Source organism: Desulfotignum phosphitoxidans DSM 13687, from assembly GCF_000350545.1.
Classification (GTDB): domain Bacteria; phylum Desulfobacterota; class Desulfobacteria; order Desulfobacterales; family Desulfobacteraceae; genus Desulfotignum; species Desulfotignum phosphitoxidans.
The window spans coordinates 544155-564736 of record NZ_APJX01000001.1; the positions used below are offsets into that span (position 1 = coordinate 544155).

General features: G+C 51.5%; 21 protein-coding genes. 13 read left to right on the forward strand and 8 right to left on the reverse strand.

Annotated elements, in window-relative coordinates; genetic code table 11:
• Positions 1–15 precede the first annotated feature (15 nt).
• From DPO_RS02585 to fdhF, 8 genes are all read left to right on the forward strand, one after another.
• Positions 16–1422 (forward strand): sigma-54-dependent transcriptional regulator, encoded by a 1407-nt coding sequence (locus tag DPO_RS02585; RefSeq protein ID WP_006964089.1) that lies wholly within the window; start codon positions 16–18, stop codon positions 1420–1422.
• A gap of 281 nt (positions 1423–1703) precedes the next feature.
• The gene (locus DPO_RS02590; RefSeq protein WP_006964090.1) at positions 1704–2396 is read left to right on the forward strand and encodes a response regulator; all 693 of its coding nucleotides are present in this window, start codon (positions 1704–1706) and stop codon (positions 2394–2396) included.
• 139 nt (positions 2397–2535) lie between these two features.
• Positions 2536–3726: a GAF domain-containing sensor histidine kinase gene (locus DPO_RS02595; RefSeq protein WP_236609878.1), complete on the forward strand. Its 1191-nt coding sequence runs from the start codon at positions 2536–2538 to the stop codon at positions 3724–3726.
• The gene (locus DPO_RS02600; RefSeq protein WP_236609879.1) at positions 3695–4090 is read left to right on the forward strand and encodes a response regulator; all 396 of its coding nucleotides are present in this window, start codon (positions 3695–3697) and stop codon (positions 4088–4090) included. The genes DPO_RS02595 and DPO_RS02600 overlap by 32 nt, the downstream gene beginning before the upstream one ends.
• A gap of 16 nt (positions 4091–4106) precedes the next feature.
• Positions 4107–7160 (forward strand): FAD-dependent oxidoreductase, encoded by a 3054-nt coding sequence (locus tag DPO_RS02610; protein WP_152427523.1) that lies wholly within the window; start codon positions 4107–4109, stop codon positions 7158–7160.
• Between the two features lie 59 nt (positions 7161–7219).
• A complete protein-coding gene (locus DPO_RS25075; RefSeq protein ID WP_152427556.1) occupies positions 7220–7618 on the forward strand; it encodes a hydrogenase iron-sulfur subunit in 399 nt (132 codons plus the stop codon).
• Between the two features lie 3 nt (positions 7619–7621).
• Positions 7622–8434, forward strand: a complete 813-nt coding sequence (locus tag DPO_RS02620) for a 4Fe-4S binding protein (RefSeq protein ID WP_006964097.1) — start codon at positions 7622–7624, stop codon at positions 8432–8434.
• A 16-nt stretch (positions 8435–8450) separates the two neighbouring features.
• On the forward strand, positions 8451–10499 hold the full coding sequence (gene fdhF / locus DPO_RS02630; RefSeq protein ID WP_083911962.1) for a formate dehydrogenase subunit alpha: 2049 nt from the start codon (positions 8451–8453) through the stop codon (positions 10497–10499).
• A 347-nt stretch (positions 10500–10846) separates the two neighbouring features.
• Here fdhF and DPO_RS02635 read toward each other — a convergent pair whose 3' ends face one another.
• The 8 genes from DPO_RS02635 to DPO_RS02675 form a co-directional block, all read right to left on the reverse strand.
• A complete protein-coding gene (locus DPO_RS02635) occupies positions 10847–11068 on the reverse strand; it encodes a type II toxin-antitoxin system VapB family antitoxin (RefSeq protein ID WP_006964100.1) in 222 nt (73 codons plus the stop codon).
• Positions 11069–11265: 197 nt separating this feature from the next.
• Positions 11266–11649: a CGGC domain-containing protein gene (locus DPO_RS02640; protein ID WP_006964102.1), complete on the reverse strand. Its 384-nt coding sequence runs from the start codon at positions 11647–11649 to the stop codon at positions 11266–11268.
• A gap of 502 nt (positions 11650–12151) precedes the next feature.
• Positions 12152–12667, reverse strand: a complete 516-nt coding sequence (locus tag DPO_RS02645) for a GNAT family N-acetyltransferase (RefSeq protein WP_006964104.1) — start codon at positions 12665–12667, stop codon at positions 12152–12154.
• Complete coding sequence (locus DPO_RS02650) at positions 12654–12935, reverse strand: toxin-antitoxin system HicB family antitoxin (RefSeq protein WP_006964106.1); 282 nt, start codon at positions 12933–12935, stop codon at positions 12654–12656. The genes DPO_RS02645 and DPO_RS02650 overlap by 14 nt, the downstream gene beginning before the upstream one ends.
• A 223-nt stretch (positions 12936–13158) precedes the next feature.
• Positions 13159–13860, reverse strand: coding sequence for a phosphate ABC transporter ATP-binding protein (locus DPO_RS02660; RefSeq protein WP_006964111.1), 702 nt, complete (start codon positions 13858–13860; stop codon positions 13159–13161).
• On the reverse strand, positions 13853–14752 hold the full coding sequence (locus DPO_RS02665) for a PstA family ABC transporter permease (RefSeq protein WP_006964113.1): 900 nt from the start codon (positions 14750–14752) through the stop codon (positions 13853–13855). The genes DPO_RS02660 and DPO_RS02665 overlap by 8 nt, the downstream gene beginning before the upstream one ends.
• Positions 14749–15603: a PstC family ABC transporter permease gene (locus DPO_RS02670; RefSeq protein WP_236609880.1), complete on the reverse strand. Its 855-nt coding sequence runs from the start codon at positions 15601–15603 to the stop codon at positions 14749–14751. Before DPO_RS02670 ends, DPO_RS02665 begins: the two co-directional genes overlap by 4 nt.
• A gap of 5 nt (positions 15604–15608) precedes the next feature.
• Complete coding sequence (locus DPO_RS02675; protein ID WP_006964116.1) at positions 15609–16442, reverse strand: phosphate ABC transporter substrate-binding protein; 834 nt, start codon at positions 16440–16442, stop codon at positions 15609–15611.
• Positions 16443–16797: 355 nt separating this feature from the next.
• Here DPO_RS02675 and DPO_RS02680 point away from each other — a divergent pair, with 355 nt between their 5' ends.
• From DPO_RS02680 to DPO_RS02700, 5 genes are read left to right on the forward strand one after another with little or no spacing between them, the layout of a single operon-like run.
• A complete protein-coding gene (locus DPO_RS02680; RefSeq protein ID WP_006964117.1) occupies positions 16798–17466 on the forward strand; it encodes a class I SAM-dependent methyltransferase in 669 nt (222 codons plus the stop codon).
• Complete coding sequence (locus DPO_RS02685) at positions 17463–18473, forward strand: class 1 isoprenoid biosynthesis enzyme (RefSeq protein ID WP_006964118.1); 1011 nt, start codon at positions 17463–17465, stop codon at positions 18471–18473. The genes DPO_RS02680 and DPO_RS02685 overlap by 4 nt, the downstream gene beginning before the upstream one ends.
• On the forward strand, positions 18470–19678 hold the full coding sequence (locus DPO_RS02690) for an ABC transporter permease (RefSeq protein ID WP_006964119.1): 1209 nt from the start codon (positions 18470–18472) through the stop codon (positions 19676–19678). Before DPO_RS02685 ends, DPO_RS02690 begins: the two co-directional genes overlap by 4 nt.
• Positions 19675–20361 carry an ABC transporter ATP-binding protein gene (locus DPO_RS02695; RefSeq protein WP_006964120.1) on the forward strand — a complete coding sequence of 229 codons (687 nt, stop codon included), beginning with the start codon at positions 19675–19677 and terminating at the stop codon, positions 20359–20361. The genes DPO_RS02690 and DPO_RS02695 overlap by 4 nt, the downstream gene beginning before the upstream one ends.
• Positions 20345–20578: a hypothetical protein gene (locus DPO_RS02700; protein ID WP_006964121.1), complete on the forward strand. Its 234-nt coding sequence runs from the start codon at positions 20345–20347 to the stop codon at positions 20576–20578. The genes DPO_RS02695 and DPO_RS02700 overlap by 17 nt, the downstream gene beginning before the upstream one ends.
• Positions 20579–20582 lie beyond the last annotated feature (4 nt).

Below are 20582 nucleotides of genomic sequence, written 5' to 3' on the forward strand. Positions count from 1 at the left end.
GCTGGAGGATGCCAATTGAACAAAATTTTAATCGTTGATGATGAGCCCAATATCTGCAACGGCTGCAAACTGATCCTTATTGAAGAAGGATATGATGTGGACACTGCCATGAACGGCAGCGAAGCACTTGAAAAACTTTTCGAACAAAACTATGACCTGGTTCTTCTGGATATCCGGCTGCCGGACATCAGCGGCATCGACATATTAAAGCAGATCAATGAAAAGCGGCTGGATTGCTTTGTGATCATCATGACGGGTCACGGTACCGTTGAAAATGCCGTGGATGCGATGAAAAACGGGGCGTTCGACTATATTACCAAACCCTTTGATGATAAAGAGATCATCAAAGCCACGGCCAAAGCCCTGGAAAACCGGACCCTGGCCCGAGAAAACAAGATGCTGAAAAAGCAGCTCTATGACCGGTTCAGTTTTGACAATATTGTGGGAGAAAACCATCAGATCAAAGAAATTTTTGACAAAATCCAGCGCGTGGCTGCCCTGGACAGCACCGTGCTTTTGGATGGAGAAAGCGGTACGGGCAAAGAACTGTTTGCCAATGCCATTCATGCCCATAGCAAACGGGCGGGAAACCGGTTTCTGGCCATGGACTGCAATACTTTTTCTCCCGCCTTGATGGAAAATGAATTGTTCGGCCATGTCAAAGGGGCATTTACCGGTGCCGATAAAACCCGGCCCGGCATCTTTGAAATTGCCTCGGAAGGAACCCTGTTTCTGGATGAAATTGCCAACATGGACATGAACATTCAGTCAAAACTGCTCAGGGTCCTGGAAAACGGCGAATTCAAAGCCATTGGCTCGGGCAAGGTGCAAAAGACCCGGGCCAGGATCATCGTGGCCACCAATATGGATTTAAAAAAACGGGTGGCAGAGAAAAAATTCCGCCAGGATCTGTTCTACCGCTTAAATGTATTTCCCATCTATATCCCGCCCCTGAGAGCCAGAAAGGATGATATCCCCAAACTGGCCTACCATTTTTTAAAACGCTTTTCCCGTGAGACGGGCAAACAGATATCCGGATTTTCCGATGATGCCCTGGAAATGATGGTGAATTTTGAGTGGCCCGGAAATGTGCGGCAGTTGAAAAACGTGGTGGAGCGCCTGGTGATCATGTCAGATACCCATCAGCTGAGCCGGGGCTTTTTATCCGACCATCTGGAGATCAAACGAAAGGGAGGGGTGCCCGACATTCAGACTCCCAAAACCCTTGACGAGCTGAAAGCAGCCAAAAAGAAATTTTTAACGGTCTATTTCGGAAAAATTGAGGCGGCTTTTCTGTCCCAGGCCATATCCCGGGCCGACGGAAATATCACTCTGGCTGCTAAAAACGCCGGCATGCAGCGGTCAAATTTTTCAGCAATGATGAAAAAACACGGCATTGTGGCCGACAAATCATCTGACTGACCCGGCATATATTTTTTTATATAATGTATATTTTTTTATACATATCGTTCCTGCCCTCCCCTTCCCCGGCCTGGTCAAGCTCTCCAGTTATATTGTATAATTAATTATACGAAATACCCCTGTCTATAAAAACCGCCCCTCGTACCATCATCAAATAAATCCATCATAACATATTTATTTTATTGGTCTTTTTGAAGATAAGCTGTTTTTACGACCAGGTGGCACGTTATATGCTCTTTAAAGGCACAGGACAACAACCAATGAAATAAAAGGAGTAAGATATGACCGCGTTAAAAGAAATGAAATCAGACCGCCGTATTGAAGTGGCCCATCCCCACATCCTGGTGATGGAAGATGACCTCAATGTGGCCAAAGGCCTGAAAATGATCATGGATGAACAAGGCTATGATGTGGATCTGGAGGGAACGGGTTCCGGTGCGCTGGATGCCATCGGGCAATATGATTACGACCTGCTGATGGCAGATCTGCGACTCCCGGATATTGACGGGATGCAGGTGGTCAAACGGCTCAAGGAAACCAAGCCGGAAACTGAAGTGATCGTGATCACCGGATATGCCACCAGTTCACTGGCCGTCGAGGCCATGAAGCTGGGTGCCCGGGATTTCATTGCCAAACCGTTTACCGAAGATCAGATCCGTTCAGCCATTACAGCCGCGTTGAAAAAAGATGCGCAAAAACAACGGGTGCTCAAACAGGGCCTGGATGCATCTTACAACACCTCCATCCAGAAAAGGGAAGTGCTCAAAGTGCTGAACCGGACAACGGAAGATGAAAAATTCTGGATTCGGCTCATGGAAAACAGCAGTGAAGCCCTGAAGGAATATACCCTGGATTCTGCGGCAAAAGCCGCCATTGCCTCCGGAGATCTTCACTGGATGCATGAAAATATCGGCGAACTGACCCAGAAACAGTTGATGTTTATTTACAAGCGCCTTGAACGGGAAGCCTGGTAACAGATGATGGAAAATCGGTTCCCGTGTTAACCTTAACTTTAATGAAATGAGCCTTATGACTGATTTAAAGCAATTTAAAATATTTTATCGATCATTCAGGGAAGTTTCCAAACTCGTTCACTCCAGAACTGAAACAGACATGAATGAGCTGGTCCGGCTCATTGTGACCAGTGCCTCCCGGGGGTTGAACGCCATGGGTGCCATTTTGTGCATTTTAAATAAAAAAACGGAAAGGTATGAGATTCAGACGTCCTATGGCATTGATGAAAAATACCTGGCCCTGGAATCGTTGAGCGAGGAAAAATTTTTCCCCTGGCCCGACAACGATAAAAAGATTCACATTATCACGGATATCATGAATGCCCCCCAGGTCAAATATCCCAAAGAAGCCAGGGAAATCGGGATCCGGATGATGCTGGACATCCCGTTAACATACGATAATATCGTGTTCGGCTTCATCCGGACCTATTTCGGGGAACAGAAAGACTTTTCAGAAGACGAGCTGGATTTTATCGCTGCCGTGACTGAACAGCTGGCCTGCGCCATTAAACACAATGACCGGATTAAATTTCATATCATCCGATACAATAAGCTGGCCACCAAAATCGACCGGCTGTCCTCACTGGGCAGGATGGCGGCAGGGATCGCCCATGAAATAAACAACCCTTTGACCGGTATTCTGCTTTACAGCTCCAACCTGTTTAAAAAGGCTGACCCCAAAGGACCGTTCAAGGAAGGACTGGAAATTATCATGCAGGAAACCCAGCGGTGCAAGAACACCATCCAGGGGCTGCTGGATTTTTCCAGAGAAAAGAAACCTGAAAAAAAAGATGCCAACGTGAATGAAGTGATCGAAAGATCGCTGGTCTTGATGGATAACGAATTTCACATCAAACGGATTCAGATCAAAAAAAGACTGGATCCTGATATGGTTAATTTTTTAATGGATGACAACCAGATTGAGCAGGTGATTATCAATCTGCTGCTCAATTCGGTTCATGCCATCGATGAAAAGGGAATTATCAGTATCACCACGAAAATGGATACGGAAAGAAACCTGGCCGTGATTGAAATACAGGACAATGGATATGGGATCCCCAAAGGCAAGTTGAAAAGAATATTCGAACCTTTTTACACCACCAAATCTGAAGGAACCGGGCTGGGCCTGGCCGTAAGTTACGGAATCATAAGAAATCATCAGGGCTATATTGAAGTGTTGAGTGAACCTGGAACCGGTACACTGATTACCATTGAACTTCCCATTCAGAACGGCAAAAGCAAACAAACACGAAAGGCTGATGATGCGATCCAAAAAAATACTCATCATTGATGATGAAAATGTAATCTGTAAGGGATGTGCCATGATTTTAAGCGAGATGGGGTACCGGTGCGATCAATCGCTGTCCGGTGCCGACGGGCTTAAACGCGTGATGGAAGATTCCTATGATGTCCTGCTTTTAGATATGAAACTCAAAGACATGGACGGAATGAAAATTCTTGAAAAGGTAAAAAAAGCCAAACCGGCAATCTATGTGATCGTCATCACGGGCTATTCAACGGTTCAGAATGCGGTCAAGGCCATGAAACTCGGGGCCAATGACTATATTTCAAAACCGTTCAACGAAGATGACATCATCATTGCCGTAAGACATGCCTTTCAGACAATCGATGACTCTGAAACAACAACACAATGACACAATGGACAATCATATGACTATTGAAAAAATAACAAAAAACAGCCTCCAGGGATCAGTCATGGTTGTTGGCGGCGGTATTTCGGGAATGCAGGCGGCACTGGATCTGGCAGACTCCGGGTTTTATGTATACCTGGTGGAAAGATCACCGGCCATTGGCGGGAAAATGTCCCAGCTGGACAAGACCTTTCCCACCAATGACTGTGCCATGTGAATTATTTCACCCAAACTGGTCGAGGTCGGCCGGCATGCGAATATTGAACTGTTAACGCTAACCAAAGTCACGAAGGTGTCCGGGATCCAGGGAAATTTCAAGGTCTCTTTAACGGTAAATCCCCGGTACATTGACATGGACAAGTGCATTGCCTGCGGGCTGTGTGCGGAAAAATGCCCCAAAAAAGTGGATGACGAATACAATGAAGGCTTAGGCAAAAGGAAAGCCATTTATGTGCCGTATTCCCAGGCAGTTCCTTTGAAATATGCCATTGATGATACCATTTGTCTGAAATTGACCAAAAACCGGTGCGGCAACTGTGAAAAGGTCTGCCCTTCAGGTGCCATCAATTTTGCAGACAAGGCAAAAGAAAAGACCCTGAACGTCGGATCCATCATTCTGGCCATGGGATTTGAATCCTTTGACCCTTCCGGAATCGATTCCCTGGGGTTCGGGCAGCACCCGGACATTGTCACATCCATGGGATTTGAACGGATATTGTCTGCGACCGGGCCTTTTGGCGGGCATTTGTGCCTGCCGTCGGATAAAGACCATGAAAAAGCCCCTGAAAAGATCGCCTGGCTCCAGTGCGTGGGCTCCAGGGATCAAAACCGGTGCAGCAATGCCTATTGTTCATCCGTCTGCTGCATGTACGCCGTCAAGCAGGCCGTGATGGCCCGGGAGCACAGCCATGATCCTTTGGACTGTGCGATTTTTTACATGGACATGCGGACCCATGGCAAGGATTTTGACCGGTACATGGAAGGGGCCAAGAAAAACGGGGTCCGATTCATCCAGTCCCGGGTTCACTCGGTGGTACCAAGCCTGGATCACCAGGGAATCGAAATGAGATTTATTGATCAGGACGGGACCATTCAAACCGAAAATTTTGATATTGTGGTCCTGTCCACGGGGCTCCAGATCAGTGCCGCCTGTGTCGACCTGGCAAAGACCATGAACATTGCACTGGATCACGGCAATTTCGTTAAAACAGACAGTTTTAATCCCGTGTCCACTTCCGTGCCGGGCATATACGCATGCGGGGTGTTTACCGGACCCAAAGACATTCCCCAGTCCGTTATGGAAGCCAGTTCTGCGGCTGCGGCCGCCACGGAATACATCTCTTCGGCACGGCATACCCTGACCAAAGAGATCGTGATCCCTGAAGAACGGGACACGGAATATGAATTACCGAAAATCGGCGTGTTTGTTTGTAACTGCGGAACCAATATCGGCGGCGTGATCGATGTGCCTGACGTGGTGGCCTATGCACGGACCCTGCCCGGGGTCACTTATGCGGAAGAAAACCTGTTTACCTGCTCACAGGATACCCAGGACAAAATGGCCCAGGTGATCAAAGAGAAAAAGCTGAACCGCGTGGTCGTGGCGGCCTGCTCCCCGAAAACCCATGAGCCGCTGTTTCGTCAGACCCTGATCAACGCGGGCCTGAACAAGCATTTACTGGAGATGGCCAACATCCGGAATCACGATTCCTGGGTCCATGCCAGTGAACCGGCCCGGGCCACGCAAAAAGCCAAACACCTGGTCCGCATGGCTGTCTCCAAAAGCATGCTGCTCAATTCACTGTTTGAAACCCAACTGCCCGTCACCCAGTCCGCCCTGGTGGTGGGCGGCGGCATCGCCGGCATGACTGCGGCTCTGTCTCTGGCCCGCCAGGGGTTTCCCGTGTCTCTGGTGGAACGGGAACAAAACCTGGGCGGCAATGCCAGAAAACTCTTTCATACCTATATGGGTGAAGATATCCCCGGCCAGGTGAAAACCATGATCCACCAGGTCAATGACCATCCCATGATCCACACGTACCTGGGTGCCGTCATTGAGCATCTGGACGGGTTTGTGGGAAATTTCAACACCACACTGGCCACCCCGGAATCAAAGGTGACCATTGATCACGGCGTGGCCATTTTAGCCACGGGGGCCGTGGAAGCCAAACCGGATGAATACCTGTATGGCAAGCATGATGCCGTCATGACGCATCTGGAATTTGACGGCCGGCTGAACAAAAAGGATCCCATGCTTGAAGCCGCAGAAGACATCGCATTTATCCAGTGCGTCGGCTCCAGGGAAGAAGCCCATCCCTATTGTTCAAAAGTATGCTGCACCCATTCCATTCACTCGGCCGTGGAAATAAAAAAACGCAATCCCAATGCCAATGTCTATATTTTTTACCGGGATATCCGGACCTATGGAAAGCGGGAGCTAATTTACAAGCAGGCCAGAGACATGGGGATCCTGTTTTTCAGGTATGATCTGGAAAGCAAACCCCGGGTAACCCCCAGCGGCACGGGGGTGAACATCCGGATTTTAGATCATATCCTGAAAATGCCTGTATCCATTGATGTGGACATCCTCTGCCTGGCATCACGAATCCAAGCCCGGGACAATCAGGCACTGGCCCAGGCATTCAAAATAACCTGTGACAGTGACGGATGGATGCTGGAAGCCCACCAGAAACTGCGCCCCGTGGATTTTGCCACGGACGGGGTATTTTTGTGCGGCATGGCCCATTATCCCAAGCCCATTGACGAGAGTATCGCCCAGGCCAAAGCAGCCGCGTCCCGGGCCATAACCACTTTGGCCAGATCCAGCATCAGTGTCGGCGGCGTGGTATCCCGGGTCAATGAAAAATTGTGCTCCGGGTGCCAGGGATGCATTGAGGTGTGTCCGTATAACGCCATCCAAATGGATGAAAAAAAACATGTGGTCAATATCAATGCGGCCCTGTGTAAAGGATGCGGTGCCTGTGCCGCGGCATGTCCATCCGAGGCCCTGACCCTGGAAGGGTTTAACAATGAGCAGATTTATGCCCAGATTAAAAGCGCCATGGGCGCATAAATGATAAAGGAATCAATCCAGTGAAAACAGATATATTTGAACCCAAAATTATTGCCTTTATGTGTAACTGGTGTACCTATGGGGCAGCCGATCTGGCCGGGGTGTCCCGGCTGGAATACCCGCCCAATATCATCCCCGTGCGGGTGATGTGTTCGGCATCCGTTTCCCCCCATCACATTCTCAGAGCCTTTCAAAACAATGTGGACGGCGTTCTGGTGGGCGGATGACATATCGGTGACTGTCATTACCTGTATGGTAATCACATGACGTTAAAGCGCATCGCTTTTGTTCAGGAACTGTTGAAATTCATGGGGCTGGAAGGCCGGCTTCACCTGGAATGGATCTCTTCCGCCGAAGCCCAGAAATATGTGGATGTGGTCACAAAATTCACTGAAAAAATCCGGAACATGGGCCCCAATCCGCTGCGGGCCATCAATGAGATGAAAAAGGCAGGTTAAAATATGGATATGGTAAAAGCGGCAAAAGAGCTCCTGTTGCAGGACAGGGTGGACATCTTCCTGGGATATCGCAAACTGGACGGCCACCAGATTCCCCACGGGTTTACAAAAGCGCATGTAGACGATCTGGACCAGCTTGAAATCAGTCTCAACCGGTATCCTCTGGAAAAAATCGCCTGTGACCTGGCCCAAAAGGACCCGACACTGAAAATCGGTATCCTGGCCCGGGACTGCAGCCAGCGGGCATTGAATCTGTTGTACACCTGGGATCAACTGAACCCGGAAAATATTGAAACCCTGACGGTTAACTGCTGCCCGTCTTCATTGTCAACCCACGGGGACTGTTCCTATCTCAAGCCGAAAACCACGGGTGAATATAAAAAAGCCCACGGGATCGACTATAATGACAGCCCAAAGGATTTTATGGCAGAGCATGATTCCCAAGACCGCTTGTCCCGGTGGATGTATGAGTTTCAAAAATGCATCAAATGCTATGGATGCCGGAATATCTGTCCCGTCTGTTTCTGCAAGGAATGCAGCCTGGAGCATCCGAACCTGGTAGAGCCGGGTGTGCTGCCGCCCGAGGTGCCGATTTTCCATTTAATCCGGGCCACCCACATGGCCGGGCGGTGCATTGACTGCGGTCTGTGCGAAGACGCCTGCCCGGCACATATTCCTTTGCGCATGCTGTACCGGGAAGTCAACGATGCCGTGTTCGATATCTTCGGGTACGTGCCCGGAGATCATATTGAAAAATCACCCTTTTCCATTATCGGAAAAACAGTTGAACTGACACCTGCACCTATGGATGTTTAATACGAGGAGATCAATCATGGACTGTGAATTTGTACCTTCAGTCTGTTCATATTGCGGTACGGGCTGCGGGGTCCTGTTTGAAGTCATTGACGGCAGGATCAACCGCACGCTGCCATTGAAATCCCATCCTGTAAACCAGGGGAAACTGTGCATTAAAGGATGGAACCTGCATGAATACATCAACAGCTATATGCGGCTGAAAGGCCCGCTGGTCAGAGAAAATGGCCGCCTGGAAAAAGCCACCTGGGATGAGGCCGTGAATCAGGCGGCCCGCCGGTTCACCCGGATTAAAGAGGAACACGGCCCGGATTCAATCGGGGTCCTGGTATCTGCCAAGATTACCAATGAAGAAAATTACCTGGCCCAGAAATTGACACGCGCCGTGATCGGCACCAATAATGTGGATCACTGCGCCCGGCTGTGACATTCTTCCACAGTGGCAGGTCTTGCCGCTGCTTTCGGAAGCGGGGCCATGACCAACTCCATTGCGGAGTTTGAGCATGATTCCAAAGCCATTTTTGTGATCGGATCCAATACCACGGCCTGTCATCCCCTGATTGCCAGCCGGATTATCCAGGCCAAGGAAAACGGAGCCAAACTGATTGTGGCGGATCCCCGCAACATTCAGCTGGCAAGGCTGGCAGATTTGTCCGTGAACCACCGGCTGGGATCGGATGTGGCACTGCTCAACGGCATGATGCATGTCATCATCCGGAATCAATGGCACCATCCCGATTATATCGCAGACCGGTGTGAGGACTTTGATGCATTCAAGGCCGTCATTGACACGTACACCCCAAAGCGGGTGTCTGACATCACGGGGGTGGATCCTGAAGATATCATCCGCATGGCTGAACTGTATTCCCAGAACGCTCCGGCTGCATTGCTGTATGCCATGGGCATTACCCAGCACACCACGGGTGTGGACAACGTCAAGTCCTGCTGCAACCTGGCCATGCTCTGCGGCAATGTCGGTGTCAAAGGCGGCGGGATCAATCCTTTGCGCGGCCAGAACAATGTCCAGGGCGCCTGTGACATGGGCGGGCTGCCCAACGTGTTTACGGGGTATCAGCCCGTATCCGATCCGGGTGTCAATAAAAAATTCTCCGATGCCTGGGGCGTGGCACTGTCCAGTACCCCGGGCCTGACCATCACGGATATGATCGAGGCCATTGATCAGAAAAAAATCAAGGCCATGTATATCATCGGCGAAAATCCCAAACTCAGCGACCCGGACTGGAACCATCTGAATCATGCCCTGAAAAAACTGGAATTTCTCCTGGTGCAGGATATTTTCCTGTCCGAGACGGCCCAGTCAGCGGATGTGATCTTTGCCTCGGCCGCCTTAGGCGAACGGGACGGCACCTTTACCAACACGGAACGCCGGTGTATGCGGGCCCGAAAAGCCCAGGACCCCGTCGGCAACACGCTGCCGGACTGGCAAATCATTTCACGCTTGTCCACTGCCATGGGATATGCCATGGATTATGATTCGGCAGAAGAAATATTTGATGAAATCACGGGACTCACAGAAAAAAGCTACGGGGGCATGACCTATGAGCGCTTAGGCATCAACGGGTTGCAATGGCCCTGTCCAGGCCCGGATCATCCCGGCACCCCGTATCTGCACAAGGAACCCTTTGCCCGGGGCAAGGGAAAGTTCCACGCGATTGAATACAAGGATCCCGCGGAACTGGCCTGTGCGGAATATCCTTTTCTGCTGACAACAGGACGGATGTTCGCCCATTTCCACACCGGCACCATGACCCGGGTGTCCCGGCATCTGGATGTGGAACAGAAAACCGGATATGTGGAGATCCATCCGGATGATGCCATGAGAATCAAGGTAAAATCAAATGATCCCGTGCTGTTGACCTCCCGCAGAGGGCAGATGGAGGTGCCGGCAAGGATCACCACGGATGTCATGCCCGGCAACCTGTTTTTACCCATCCATTTCGGGGAAAACCCGACCAATATCCTGACCAGCTCCAATGCATTTGATCCGCTGGCCAAGATTCCGGAATTCAAGGTAGGGGCCGTCAGAATTGAACGTTTGATCCAATAATATGAATCAAAAAGGCCGTTGCTGATATCCTGAGCCGGCGGATCCATAGATCCTATCTGTGTGAACCCGCCGGCTTCCGGTTTCAGTGCCGTGTCGGCAATGGACAGACGCTGCTGCTTGCAAAGTATGGTTGGAATTATGCTGTTTTGTGGAGAACAATTTTTATATGCTTTGAAAACAGCTCAAAATCTTTATCTGTCGTGAATATTGAAAATTTATTTCTGTTGGCCATGGCGCAAATTAAAAAATCAGTATTTGAGCCTTGGACCCCTTTTGAGCGGCAGCGATTAAAATACCTGGCGGCTGTAACATAATCCTCGGTGAGGGCGGGGAGGTCGGGAAAGCTTTCAAGATGTTTTTGAAGTTTTTTGAACTGAACGTCTCTGCTCTTTATAATCATATTCCGGATCATATTCCACAGTTCCGAACATCGAAAGGATTTTTTCCTGCTCTAAATTTTGTATATATTCAAGGAGCGCTTTTGATACAGCGGCCTTTTTTGTTTTATGACGTCCGAGCCTGACCGCCTTTTGAATTAGTTCGTCATCGATTTGTAAGTTTGTCGCCATAATGATCACCTCCTTTAAACTCACACATAATATTACACATTAATTTGTGTGACTTCAAGGCCATATTATGGCCAACAGGTTTTCCCGTCTGAATTCCAATTCCAGACAGGCCAGGATTGTATTGGAATCAACAGGGCGCCATGGCCCGGCCCGATATAAATAATACCTGTGAAAACCCGCCGGCCTCCGGTTAACGCCTATTTTTCAACGGTCACGGGGGTGTATCCTTTGGGCAGGTGAGCCGTTCCCAATACACAGGGCAGTTCGGCGGCCCGGGCAATGTCTTGGGCAATTTTTTCAATATGGTCGCAAAATCCGCCCTGACTGTTGTCCCAGCCCTTTTCTGTTTTTTTTGCAAAGCTGCATGTACAAAGGTGAATGACGTCGGCGCCCTTTGACTTTAAAATTTTACCTAAGTTGGCAACATTGTCCCCCGGGCATCTGCAGGTAAATACCCCGGCCGGGGTGCATTCATCATAGGCGCTGAAGCCCTGGGCCCCACTCATCATCGTATTAAAACAACTGGTCAGGGGACATGTTTTTTCATTTTTTTCGCATCGGATAATTCCAATTCTGGTCATCTGAACCTCCTGGTTATTCATCTGAATCAATCATCAAAATAATGGGTCGAAAATTTTTTCGATAAAAAAAGAGAGCAAAGTTTATACCAGAAGGAAATATTAAATAATGACGCATACTTACACACCGGGAACCGAATTAACCGTCTATAATTCTCCTTAAATGGTCGCAAAAATGCATCGAAAAACAACGACCGCTGTTTGAGATCCGGCACTGTTTTATTCTAACCTATTGAAATAAGATCAAAATAAGGAGAATCTGATGCGCGTTACAGATCTGTACAAGAACAAACAAAATGCCCACTGTGGCCTATATTGCCGGGTACTGCCTGGGGCCGGATGATGTCCAGGGTCTGCGGCTCCACCAGCCCAAATGAATGCCTTCCTGAATGAGCCGTTTGGCGATTTGACCACCGGCTCGATAAAAACGCCACTTTTTCATACGAGGAAGAGCAAGCTCTTTACCAAGGTGAAGCAAGTTTTCTCTTGCTTCTTGCGAGTTTCTCTATTTTTTTTCAAAAACCTCAACGTACATTTTTTGAAGGGTTTTTAACGGCAAAAAAAGTTCTAACGTATGATCAGGTAAAGGGATAAATCCAAACTTCAAATAATACTTTTTGGCATCTTCATTTGTTGCATCCACAAATAAGCCGATTATACCAACGTGTTTTGAAATTGCCATTGCTCGTCTAATTGCATCGATAATCATATACTTACCAAAGCCCTGATTTTGTAAGACTGTGGCAACAGCAAGACGGGCGATTTTTACGGCTGGAAGATGCCCTTTGTATTTTTTTGAAAATCTTTGTGGTAGTTTACGCGCACAAACTTCAAAAATAGACAGCGTATAAAAAGATAAAATCTCCTCTGGAATATCTTCACTCGTTAATACAAATGTCCGGGAAAGACCTTTTTTGAAATTTTGATGAGCAAGATTATGAAGAAAAACATTGAGTTCCTGCACGCCACAATCAAATCCAACTCGATTATGTGAACGGGTCAGTTCCTCAAACCGGTTCATCAATAAATTTCCTTTTGTAGTTTTTAGCTGCCTTTATTAACTGTTCATTTGGTAATGGTGGATTTTCAATTGCGTCGAATAGTGCTTCAGCATCACGATAAGTTAAATGTAATAGTTGTTCTCTTTCCAGTACAAAATTGGCTTTCTCTAAAGCGGATTGTACAACAAACTGGTTTAACGTTGCACCCGATATCTCTGCGGCATGCGCAAGCCTTTCGTGGACATGATAAGGCATCCGTGTTTGAAATCTTTTTTCTACTCTTGGCATACCCCCTCCTTTGTTTACAAGCCATTATTCAAATTGAGTCTTGGCATAATGATATAGCAACTGTGCCAAAATGACAACAATATTTGACTGCTGCCCGGACTTGTTGCAGCCGGAAGGCAGTTGCACCATACAGGGATTTTTGGCCACCCCGCCAGTGAACGGGAAAATGAATGCTTTCCTGAATGAACCGTCTGGCGATTTGACCACCGGTTCGACGAAAAAATCACACCGGTGAAAAACCACGGGCTTCCAGTTTCAGTGCCGTGTCGGCAATCCGGGATACCTGGTCCAGGTAATGGGATACCACGATCAGGGTACATCGTTCTTTGAGACGGACCAGCAGGTCTTCAATCACGGAGGCGGCCCCGGCATCCAGGGATGAGGTGGGCTCGTCCAGAAGAAGTATTTCAGGCTGTGAAACCAGGGCCCTGGCAATGCACAGCCGCTGCTGCTGGCCTCCGGAAAGGCTGAAGGCGCTGTCATGCAGGCGGTCTTTTACCTCATCCCATAAAAATGCCTGCCGGAGTGCGGCCGTGATCTTTTCCTCTATCAGGGATTTGTCCGCAACACCGGTCAACTTCAATGGGAACGCCATATTTTTATAGATACTCATGGGCAGCGGATTCGGGGTCTGGAACACCATGCCCACTTTTCTTCTCAGGTCCGGTTTGCTCAGGGTTTTCCCATAGATATCGACCCACTGCCCGTCCAGAAGGATCCAGACCTTTCCTTCCATCCTTGCAAAGGGCTGGGATTCCCACAACCGGTTCAAAAGGGATAAAAACGTGGATTTTCCTCTGCCCGAAGGCCCGATGATGGCCGTGATGGCATGGGCGTCAAACTCCAGATTGATATGCTCGAAAACCGGTGTCTGGTGATATGAAAAGGTCAGGTTTTCCACCCGGATCTTGACAGGCTTATCCATGGAACCTCCCCCGTGCCGGCCCGGCAGGACCGGCCAAATGTCTTTTGATGAGAAACGCCAGGAAAAAGAGAACCGCGCACACGCCCAGCAGGATAATCGCAGCCCCGTATCCGGACATCAGTTCCGCAGCATCTGTGTACTGGGATGAAATATAATAGATGTAAAACGGCAGGGCCTCGTAACTGCCCAGAAGGGACCCGGGAATCCCGGCCGTGGCCACGACTCCCGTGAGCATGATAACGGCCGTATCTTCAGCGCAGCGGCCGATGGCCAGAATGATGCCGGACAAAATCCCTGAAAACGATCGCGGCAGCAGCACATAAAAAATGTTCTGCACCCGTGTGGCCCCCAGGGCCAGGGCTGCCTGCCGGATCTGGATCGAAAGCCCCTGCATGGCGGCCTGGGTGGTGCGCGTGATGTACGGCAGGACCAGAAAAGCCAGGGCCGCCACAGACACGGCCAGGCACGGCCTGAAATCATTGGAGATATATTTGTGAATGAAAATGGCCCCTGAAAATCCGAACAACCCGATCACAATGGACGGGATGCCTGCCAGAATGTCAAACATCAACCCGAACACCCGCTGCTGAAAAACCGTGGCAAACTCGCTCATGTAAATACCGGCGCAGACCCCCACGGGAACGGCCAGCCCCACGGACAGGGCCACCACACTCAGGGTGCCGGCAATCGCCGGAAACAGCCCGTCAAACACCCGCTTTTTCAGCAGCACGGCATCCAGGACATCCACCTGCCCGAAGATGAGGTCCCGGCCCAGAGACGGCACCCCCTTGACCAGCAGATACCCCAGCAGCACCAGGACGGAACCGGTCAGCACCAGCACCGCCCCCCAGGAAAACACCCGCAGGCACCCGCCCAGAATCCGGATGGTCATCGGGCCTGCCCTCTTTTTTTGCCCAGCTTCCTCACCGCGATTACGGCAAAAGCATTCAACACATACAGGGTCAGGCCGCAGGCAAAAATGGATTTAAACGCCAGGCTGTCGTAATCCGATGCCGATACCAGGGCGATATGAGAGGTCAGGGTCCGGGCGGAGTCCAGAATCGACCCCGGCACATGCACGGCATTTCCCGCGATCATCAAGGCAATCAGGGTATCGCCCATGGCACGGCCCAGTCCCATGATGATCCCGGTGACAATGCCCGGCCATGCCTCCGGAAGGATCACGTAGATCAGCCGCTGCACGCTGTCCGCCCCCAGCGCGTCCGCCGCCTGGATATAGCGGACATCCACGGAATCAAACCCGTCCTTGAAAAAAATGATCATGGTGGGGCTGACCAGCAAAGAGAGCATCAGGGAGGCGGACAAAATGCACATGCCGGACCCGGCGGAAGTGAACAGGGTTCTGACCACGGGCACCAGCAGAAAAATACCTAAAAACCCATAAATCACCGTGGGGATGCCCGTCATGAACCGGACAAATCCGTCCACAAGCCGGCTGATCCGGGCCGGACCCAGCCCGCCCATGAAACACACCGTGCCCAGGCTCAAAGGCAATGCAAACACAATGCTCAGAAACGAGATGGCCGCCGTTCCCGTGATCATGGGCAGAAATCCGTACAGCCCCTGACCCGGAGACCAGGGCCGGGCCAGCAGAGAGAAAAACTCCCCCCCGCCGATCAGGGGGAACCCGAACACCAGAAGGAAACCAAACACCAGTGCCGCAGCCATGGCACTGACTGCGGCACTCAAAAAAAATACGATCCGGGCCGTCTGTTGGGTCACGCGGGTCAATTTACCGGCACAAATCCTTTCTGAACAACGATCCGCTGTCCTTCAGGACTCAGCAGATACGCGATGAACAATTTGGTCAATCCGGAAGGATCTCCTTGGGTGTTGCTGTAAAGCCCCCGGGCCACTTTGTATTCACCGGATTTGACCGTATCGATGGTGGGGGGGACCCCGTCCAGGGCCACGCCGGCCACACTGGCATCCATGTGTCCCACAGACACATAACCGATGGCATTGGGATCATTGGCAATGGCAGTTTTCATGGCCCCATTGGATACCACAAAATTGGCACTGGACACAATATCTCCTTTGTCCAGGGCTTTTTTCCAGAAAACCGCCCGGGTCCCGCTGGATTCATCCCGGGTGTAGACCGTGATGGGCGCATCCTTGCCGCCAAGGTCTTTCCAGTTGGTGATCTTCCCGCTGTAAATGTCTTTGAGCTGGGCTTTGGTCAGGGATGTGACCGGGTTACCCGGATTCACGGCCGCGCCCACCCCGTCAATGGCCCACTTGAACAGTTTCAGGCCATATTTTTCCACCTCCGCATCCGTTGCGGCACGGCCTGAATTACCAATGTCCACAATCCCTTCTCCCACCTGCTTGATCCCCACGCCGGAACCGCCGCCGGCAATGCTGATGGAAATCTCGGGATTGGCGCGCATGATCTGTTTGGCCGCTTCCTTCATGACCGGAATATGGGCGGTCCCGCCGGAGATCCGGATCTCTCCGGACAGGCCGCTGAACGGGTCAATGGCCCCGGCCTGGGCCGGCACCTGGAAAAATGTGACCGCCACCATCAAAACAACCAACATGATATTTTTTTTACAAGACATCGCTTCCTCCTTTTTCTCGATTTACGAGACAGGTCGATCAGCTGATCGATCCTTTCATTTTTTTTACCAATAGAATTCCATTATTTATACTTGATAGATGGATATGTAAAATTGATTCTATCAATAAAATTCGATGCAGCCTATTGAGTTATTCAATACTTTCATCCGAATGGCCTGTTCCATGCCTTAAGAGGGAAAAGAATTGTATATTCGGGTTGACAACGGCCCACATCCGGGCCTAATTTGTATAAAGTTTCCGGACCGGACATATCCAGGCCGGCTGTGCCTGGATCATCCGCCTGAATGCTGAAAACAATTCCATAAATCAGCCCAGATAACGATCAGGAATCGAGTTATGAGCTATTCCTCCATCCCCACCAGGGGCCGAACCCTTGATTATGCCGCCGGTGTATACGACATTCTGGAACCCTGGGTCATGTTCGGGTTTCAGGAAAAGATCAACCGCCAGGTCATCGACCATCTGGAAATTGAACCGGACCACCGGATCCTTGATGTGGGCTGCGGCACCGGGGTTGTGACAAGGATGATCTCCGAAAAACTGTCTCCGGAAAAAGGGGGCGTGGCCATAGGAATCGATGCTGCCGGAAAGATGATACAGGGAGCGGTTGAAAAGCGCCAGGGACCGGCCTGCACCTTCCGGACCGCAGCAGCCGAAGCCCTTCCCTTTGAAAACGACTCCTTTGACTCGGTGGTCTCCACCCTCTTTTTTCACCATATCCAGATGGATCTGAAGATCCGGGCCTTTGCCGAAGCTTTCCGGGTGTTGAAACCCGGCGGACGGCTGGTCATCTCCGATATGCATGTCCCCGAGACATTTCTGGGCGCCCTGATTGCCCACGCTTCCCGCTGGCTGCTCTTCCAGCCCCAGATCGGGGAAAATATCCGGGGGGTGCTGCCGGATCTCATCCAAGAGGCCGGTTTCACATATCCCCGGCTGGTCAAAACCTATCTGGGATATATCACCCTGTTTGTGAGCAAAAAACCCGTGGGTTTGACATCATGACCTCTCCGGTGGCTGATGACACTGCAGTCAGAGAATTTTTCGACCTGGTGACCCGGGAGTTGCACCAGGCTCTTTCGCTGTTCCAGGAAACGGCCGCATCCATTCTGGACCAAAGCGGGGTCTGCCTGACCCCGCCGTCACCTTCCTGGTTTTCCCTGGAAAACCATTTTTTTTCCGCCCTGTTTCTCTATTCCTATATCCAGGGCCGTATCCCGGAGGACCGGCGCATCTACTATGCCGCCATGAACCAGTGCCTCAGGGGAATGGTCACCGGGTGCGACAATATTCTGGATGATGAGTACAAGATCACCCTGGATACGGATCTGCCTGAATCCGCCGCAAAATTCCGGTCCATCCTGGACATCATGGTCTGTGACCGGGTCCTGACCGCCCTTATGGTCAAGGGGGAAAAGGCGGGATGTTTTTCCCGGGATCAGCTGCTGACGGCAAATACCGTTTCTCTGCATGCCCTTTTGAAAAGCGGTGCCCAGGAGGCATCGGAAGAACAGGGAGTGGTAACCACCCTGCTGCCGGAGGCCGTCTTATCAGATATCCATTCAGTAAAAACCGGGTTGCTGTTCCAGGCCCCATGGGCACTGCCCGAAGCCCTTGAAGGGCCTGATTTGGCCCCCCCGGACCGGATCAAGGAGGGACTTGCCCTTGTGGGGGTGGGCTGTCAGGTCATGGATGATATGGTGGATCTGGCCAGAGATCTGGAGACCCGGCGGCATAACTATGTGGCTTCCCTGATTTGCCACACCTCCGGAGAGGATGAAACATTCCGGTTGAACCGGATGCTTGAACAGGGCGGCCCGGTTTCCGCAAAAAGAGATCTTTTAAACGAATTCCCCCGGGCAAGGAAACAGGCGGCTAATAAAGCACGGGCATTTCTGAAAGAGGGATGCGGCATGCTGTTTGCCCCGGAACATGGCTCGATGATCCCCTTTGCCGTTGATTTTGTTGCCAGACGGATCGGGGCGGACCGGTTCCAGGATCTGGCACCATGACTCCGGCGTTCTGGATCAGAACTGCGGCTGCCTTTATTTTCCGGTCCGGCCGCAGCACCGCCGCCTTAGGCGCCACGATCAGCATGGCCGTGGCAGCCCTGGTCTTTATCTCTGCCGTGGCCACAGGCATAAACGACTGCATGATCCAGAACGCCACCGGCCTTTACAGCGGTCAGATTTCAGGTACGGCCCTGCCTGCTGCCCTGGTGCCGGAAGACCTGGAACTTCCCGGGGTTTTGACGATCCTCCGGCGGTACCTGATTCCGGGAATGATCAGCAGCCCGGAAGGTCATGCTGGCCCTGCCGGCCAAACCGCTGCCGCCGCATCCAGCACTGACCTGTCGCTGACCCTGGTGGCCCTGGACCCGGAACCGGAGAAAAAAGCCTGTGCATTCTGGAAAAAAATCATTGCCGGCACCTACCCGGCCCCGGAAACAGATGACATCCTCATCAGCCGTCAGACTGCCATGGCCTTAGGTGTCCAACCCGGCAATCCCCTCTTGTTCCAGTCCGGCTCTCTGGAAAAACAGTTCCGTGTGGCCGGCATTTTTGCCACCGGTATTCCTGCCATGGATCAGGGGCTGGCCTTCTGCCCTAAGGCCGCCATGCCCGTGTTGCCGGAAACCTGGTCAACCGCGGTGTTTCTGATGCCCGGAGTTTCGGAAACCCGGATCCGGTCGGCCTGGGCTGAAAAGGGAATAGATCCATCCCGGTTCCAAACCTGGCAGGAAACCATGCCCGACCTGACCCAGCTCATTGATCTGAACCGGATCTCCATGGGCTTTGTCAACGTACTTGTCCTGGGGGTGGTGGCATTTGCTACGGCCGCCGCCTTTGCCATCTCCATCATCAGCCGTCTCCGGGAATACGGAATCATGAAGACCATGGGCATCACTCCGGGGGAAACCGCGCTGCTTATTTTCTCACAGGTGATCCTGCTCAACCTGCTGGCTGCCGCTGCCGGCATCCTGCTGGGGGCTGCCATGGCTGCCTTTGCCGCAGGGACCGGGATCGATCTGTCCGGGTTCACCTCCCACAACCAGTATTTCGTGGTTTCCGGGGTGATCGTTCCCAGACTGACTTTCTTTTCCCTGCTGCTGCCCCCGGGGCTGGCCCTTGTCTTCTGCCTGGCCGCCGCAGCCTGGCCGCTCTTGATCGTGGTCCGGCAGCAGCCGGCCCGCATTTTAAGGAGCATCTATCCGTGATCCAGGTGACAGATCTTTATAAGGGGTTTAGATCCGGATCCAGGACGGTCCAGGTCCTCTCCGGGATCTGCCTGTCCGTGGAAAAAGGGAACACACTGGCCATTGTCGGAAAATCCGGATCAGGCAAAACCACCCTGCTCAACTGCCTGGGGGGACTGGAACGGCCGGACAGCGGCCGGATTACCTGTCTCGGCACGGAAATAACGGCCCTGAACCAGCGGCAGATGACCCGGTTCAGACGTCAACACTTAGGGTTTATGTTCCAGGCCGGCAACCTGATCGCCTGTCTCACCGTGTTTGAAAACATTGCATTTCCCCTGCACCTGAACCATTTTGGCAAAAAAGAACTGAACCGCCGGGTGAACCGGCTGCTGGAAGCGCTGTCCCTGGACGGGTTGTCCCGGTCCATGCCCCATGAACTGTCCGGGGGACAGGCCCAGCGGGTGGCCTTTGCCCGTGCCGTCTCCCATGTGCCGGCCCTGCTTCTGGCAGATGAACCCACGGCCAGCCTGGACAGTGCCACGGCATTGCACCTGATCCGGCTCATGGCAGATACCGGCAGGGCCCTGGGGGTCACCATTATTGTTACAACCCATGACAATGACATCATCCGGCTTTCAGACCGGACCATCCGCCTGACGGATGGAAAAGCAAAGGAAGAAAACCATGAAACAACCGGTTAAGTTTTTATTGGGAATTGCGGGGGCCATGCTTATTGGCGGATGCGCCCACACCGCGTACCTGGGATTCCATGGAAAATCCGTCAACGCCTTTCCCGACATTCATGCCGGGGTGACCCGGGATGTTCAATGCCTTGAATGCCATCACCCTGACCATGCCCAGGGCCCCCCTACCCCTCACCCCGACTTTACCGGATGCCTGAACTGCCATAACGATTAAGGGA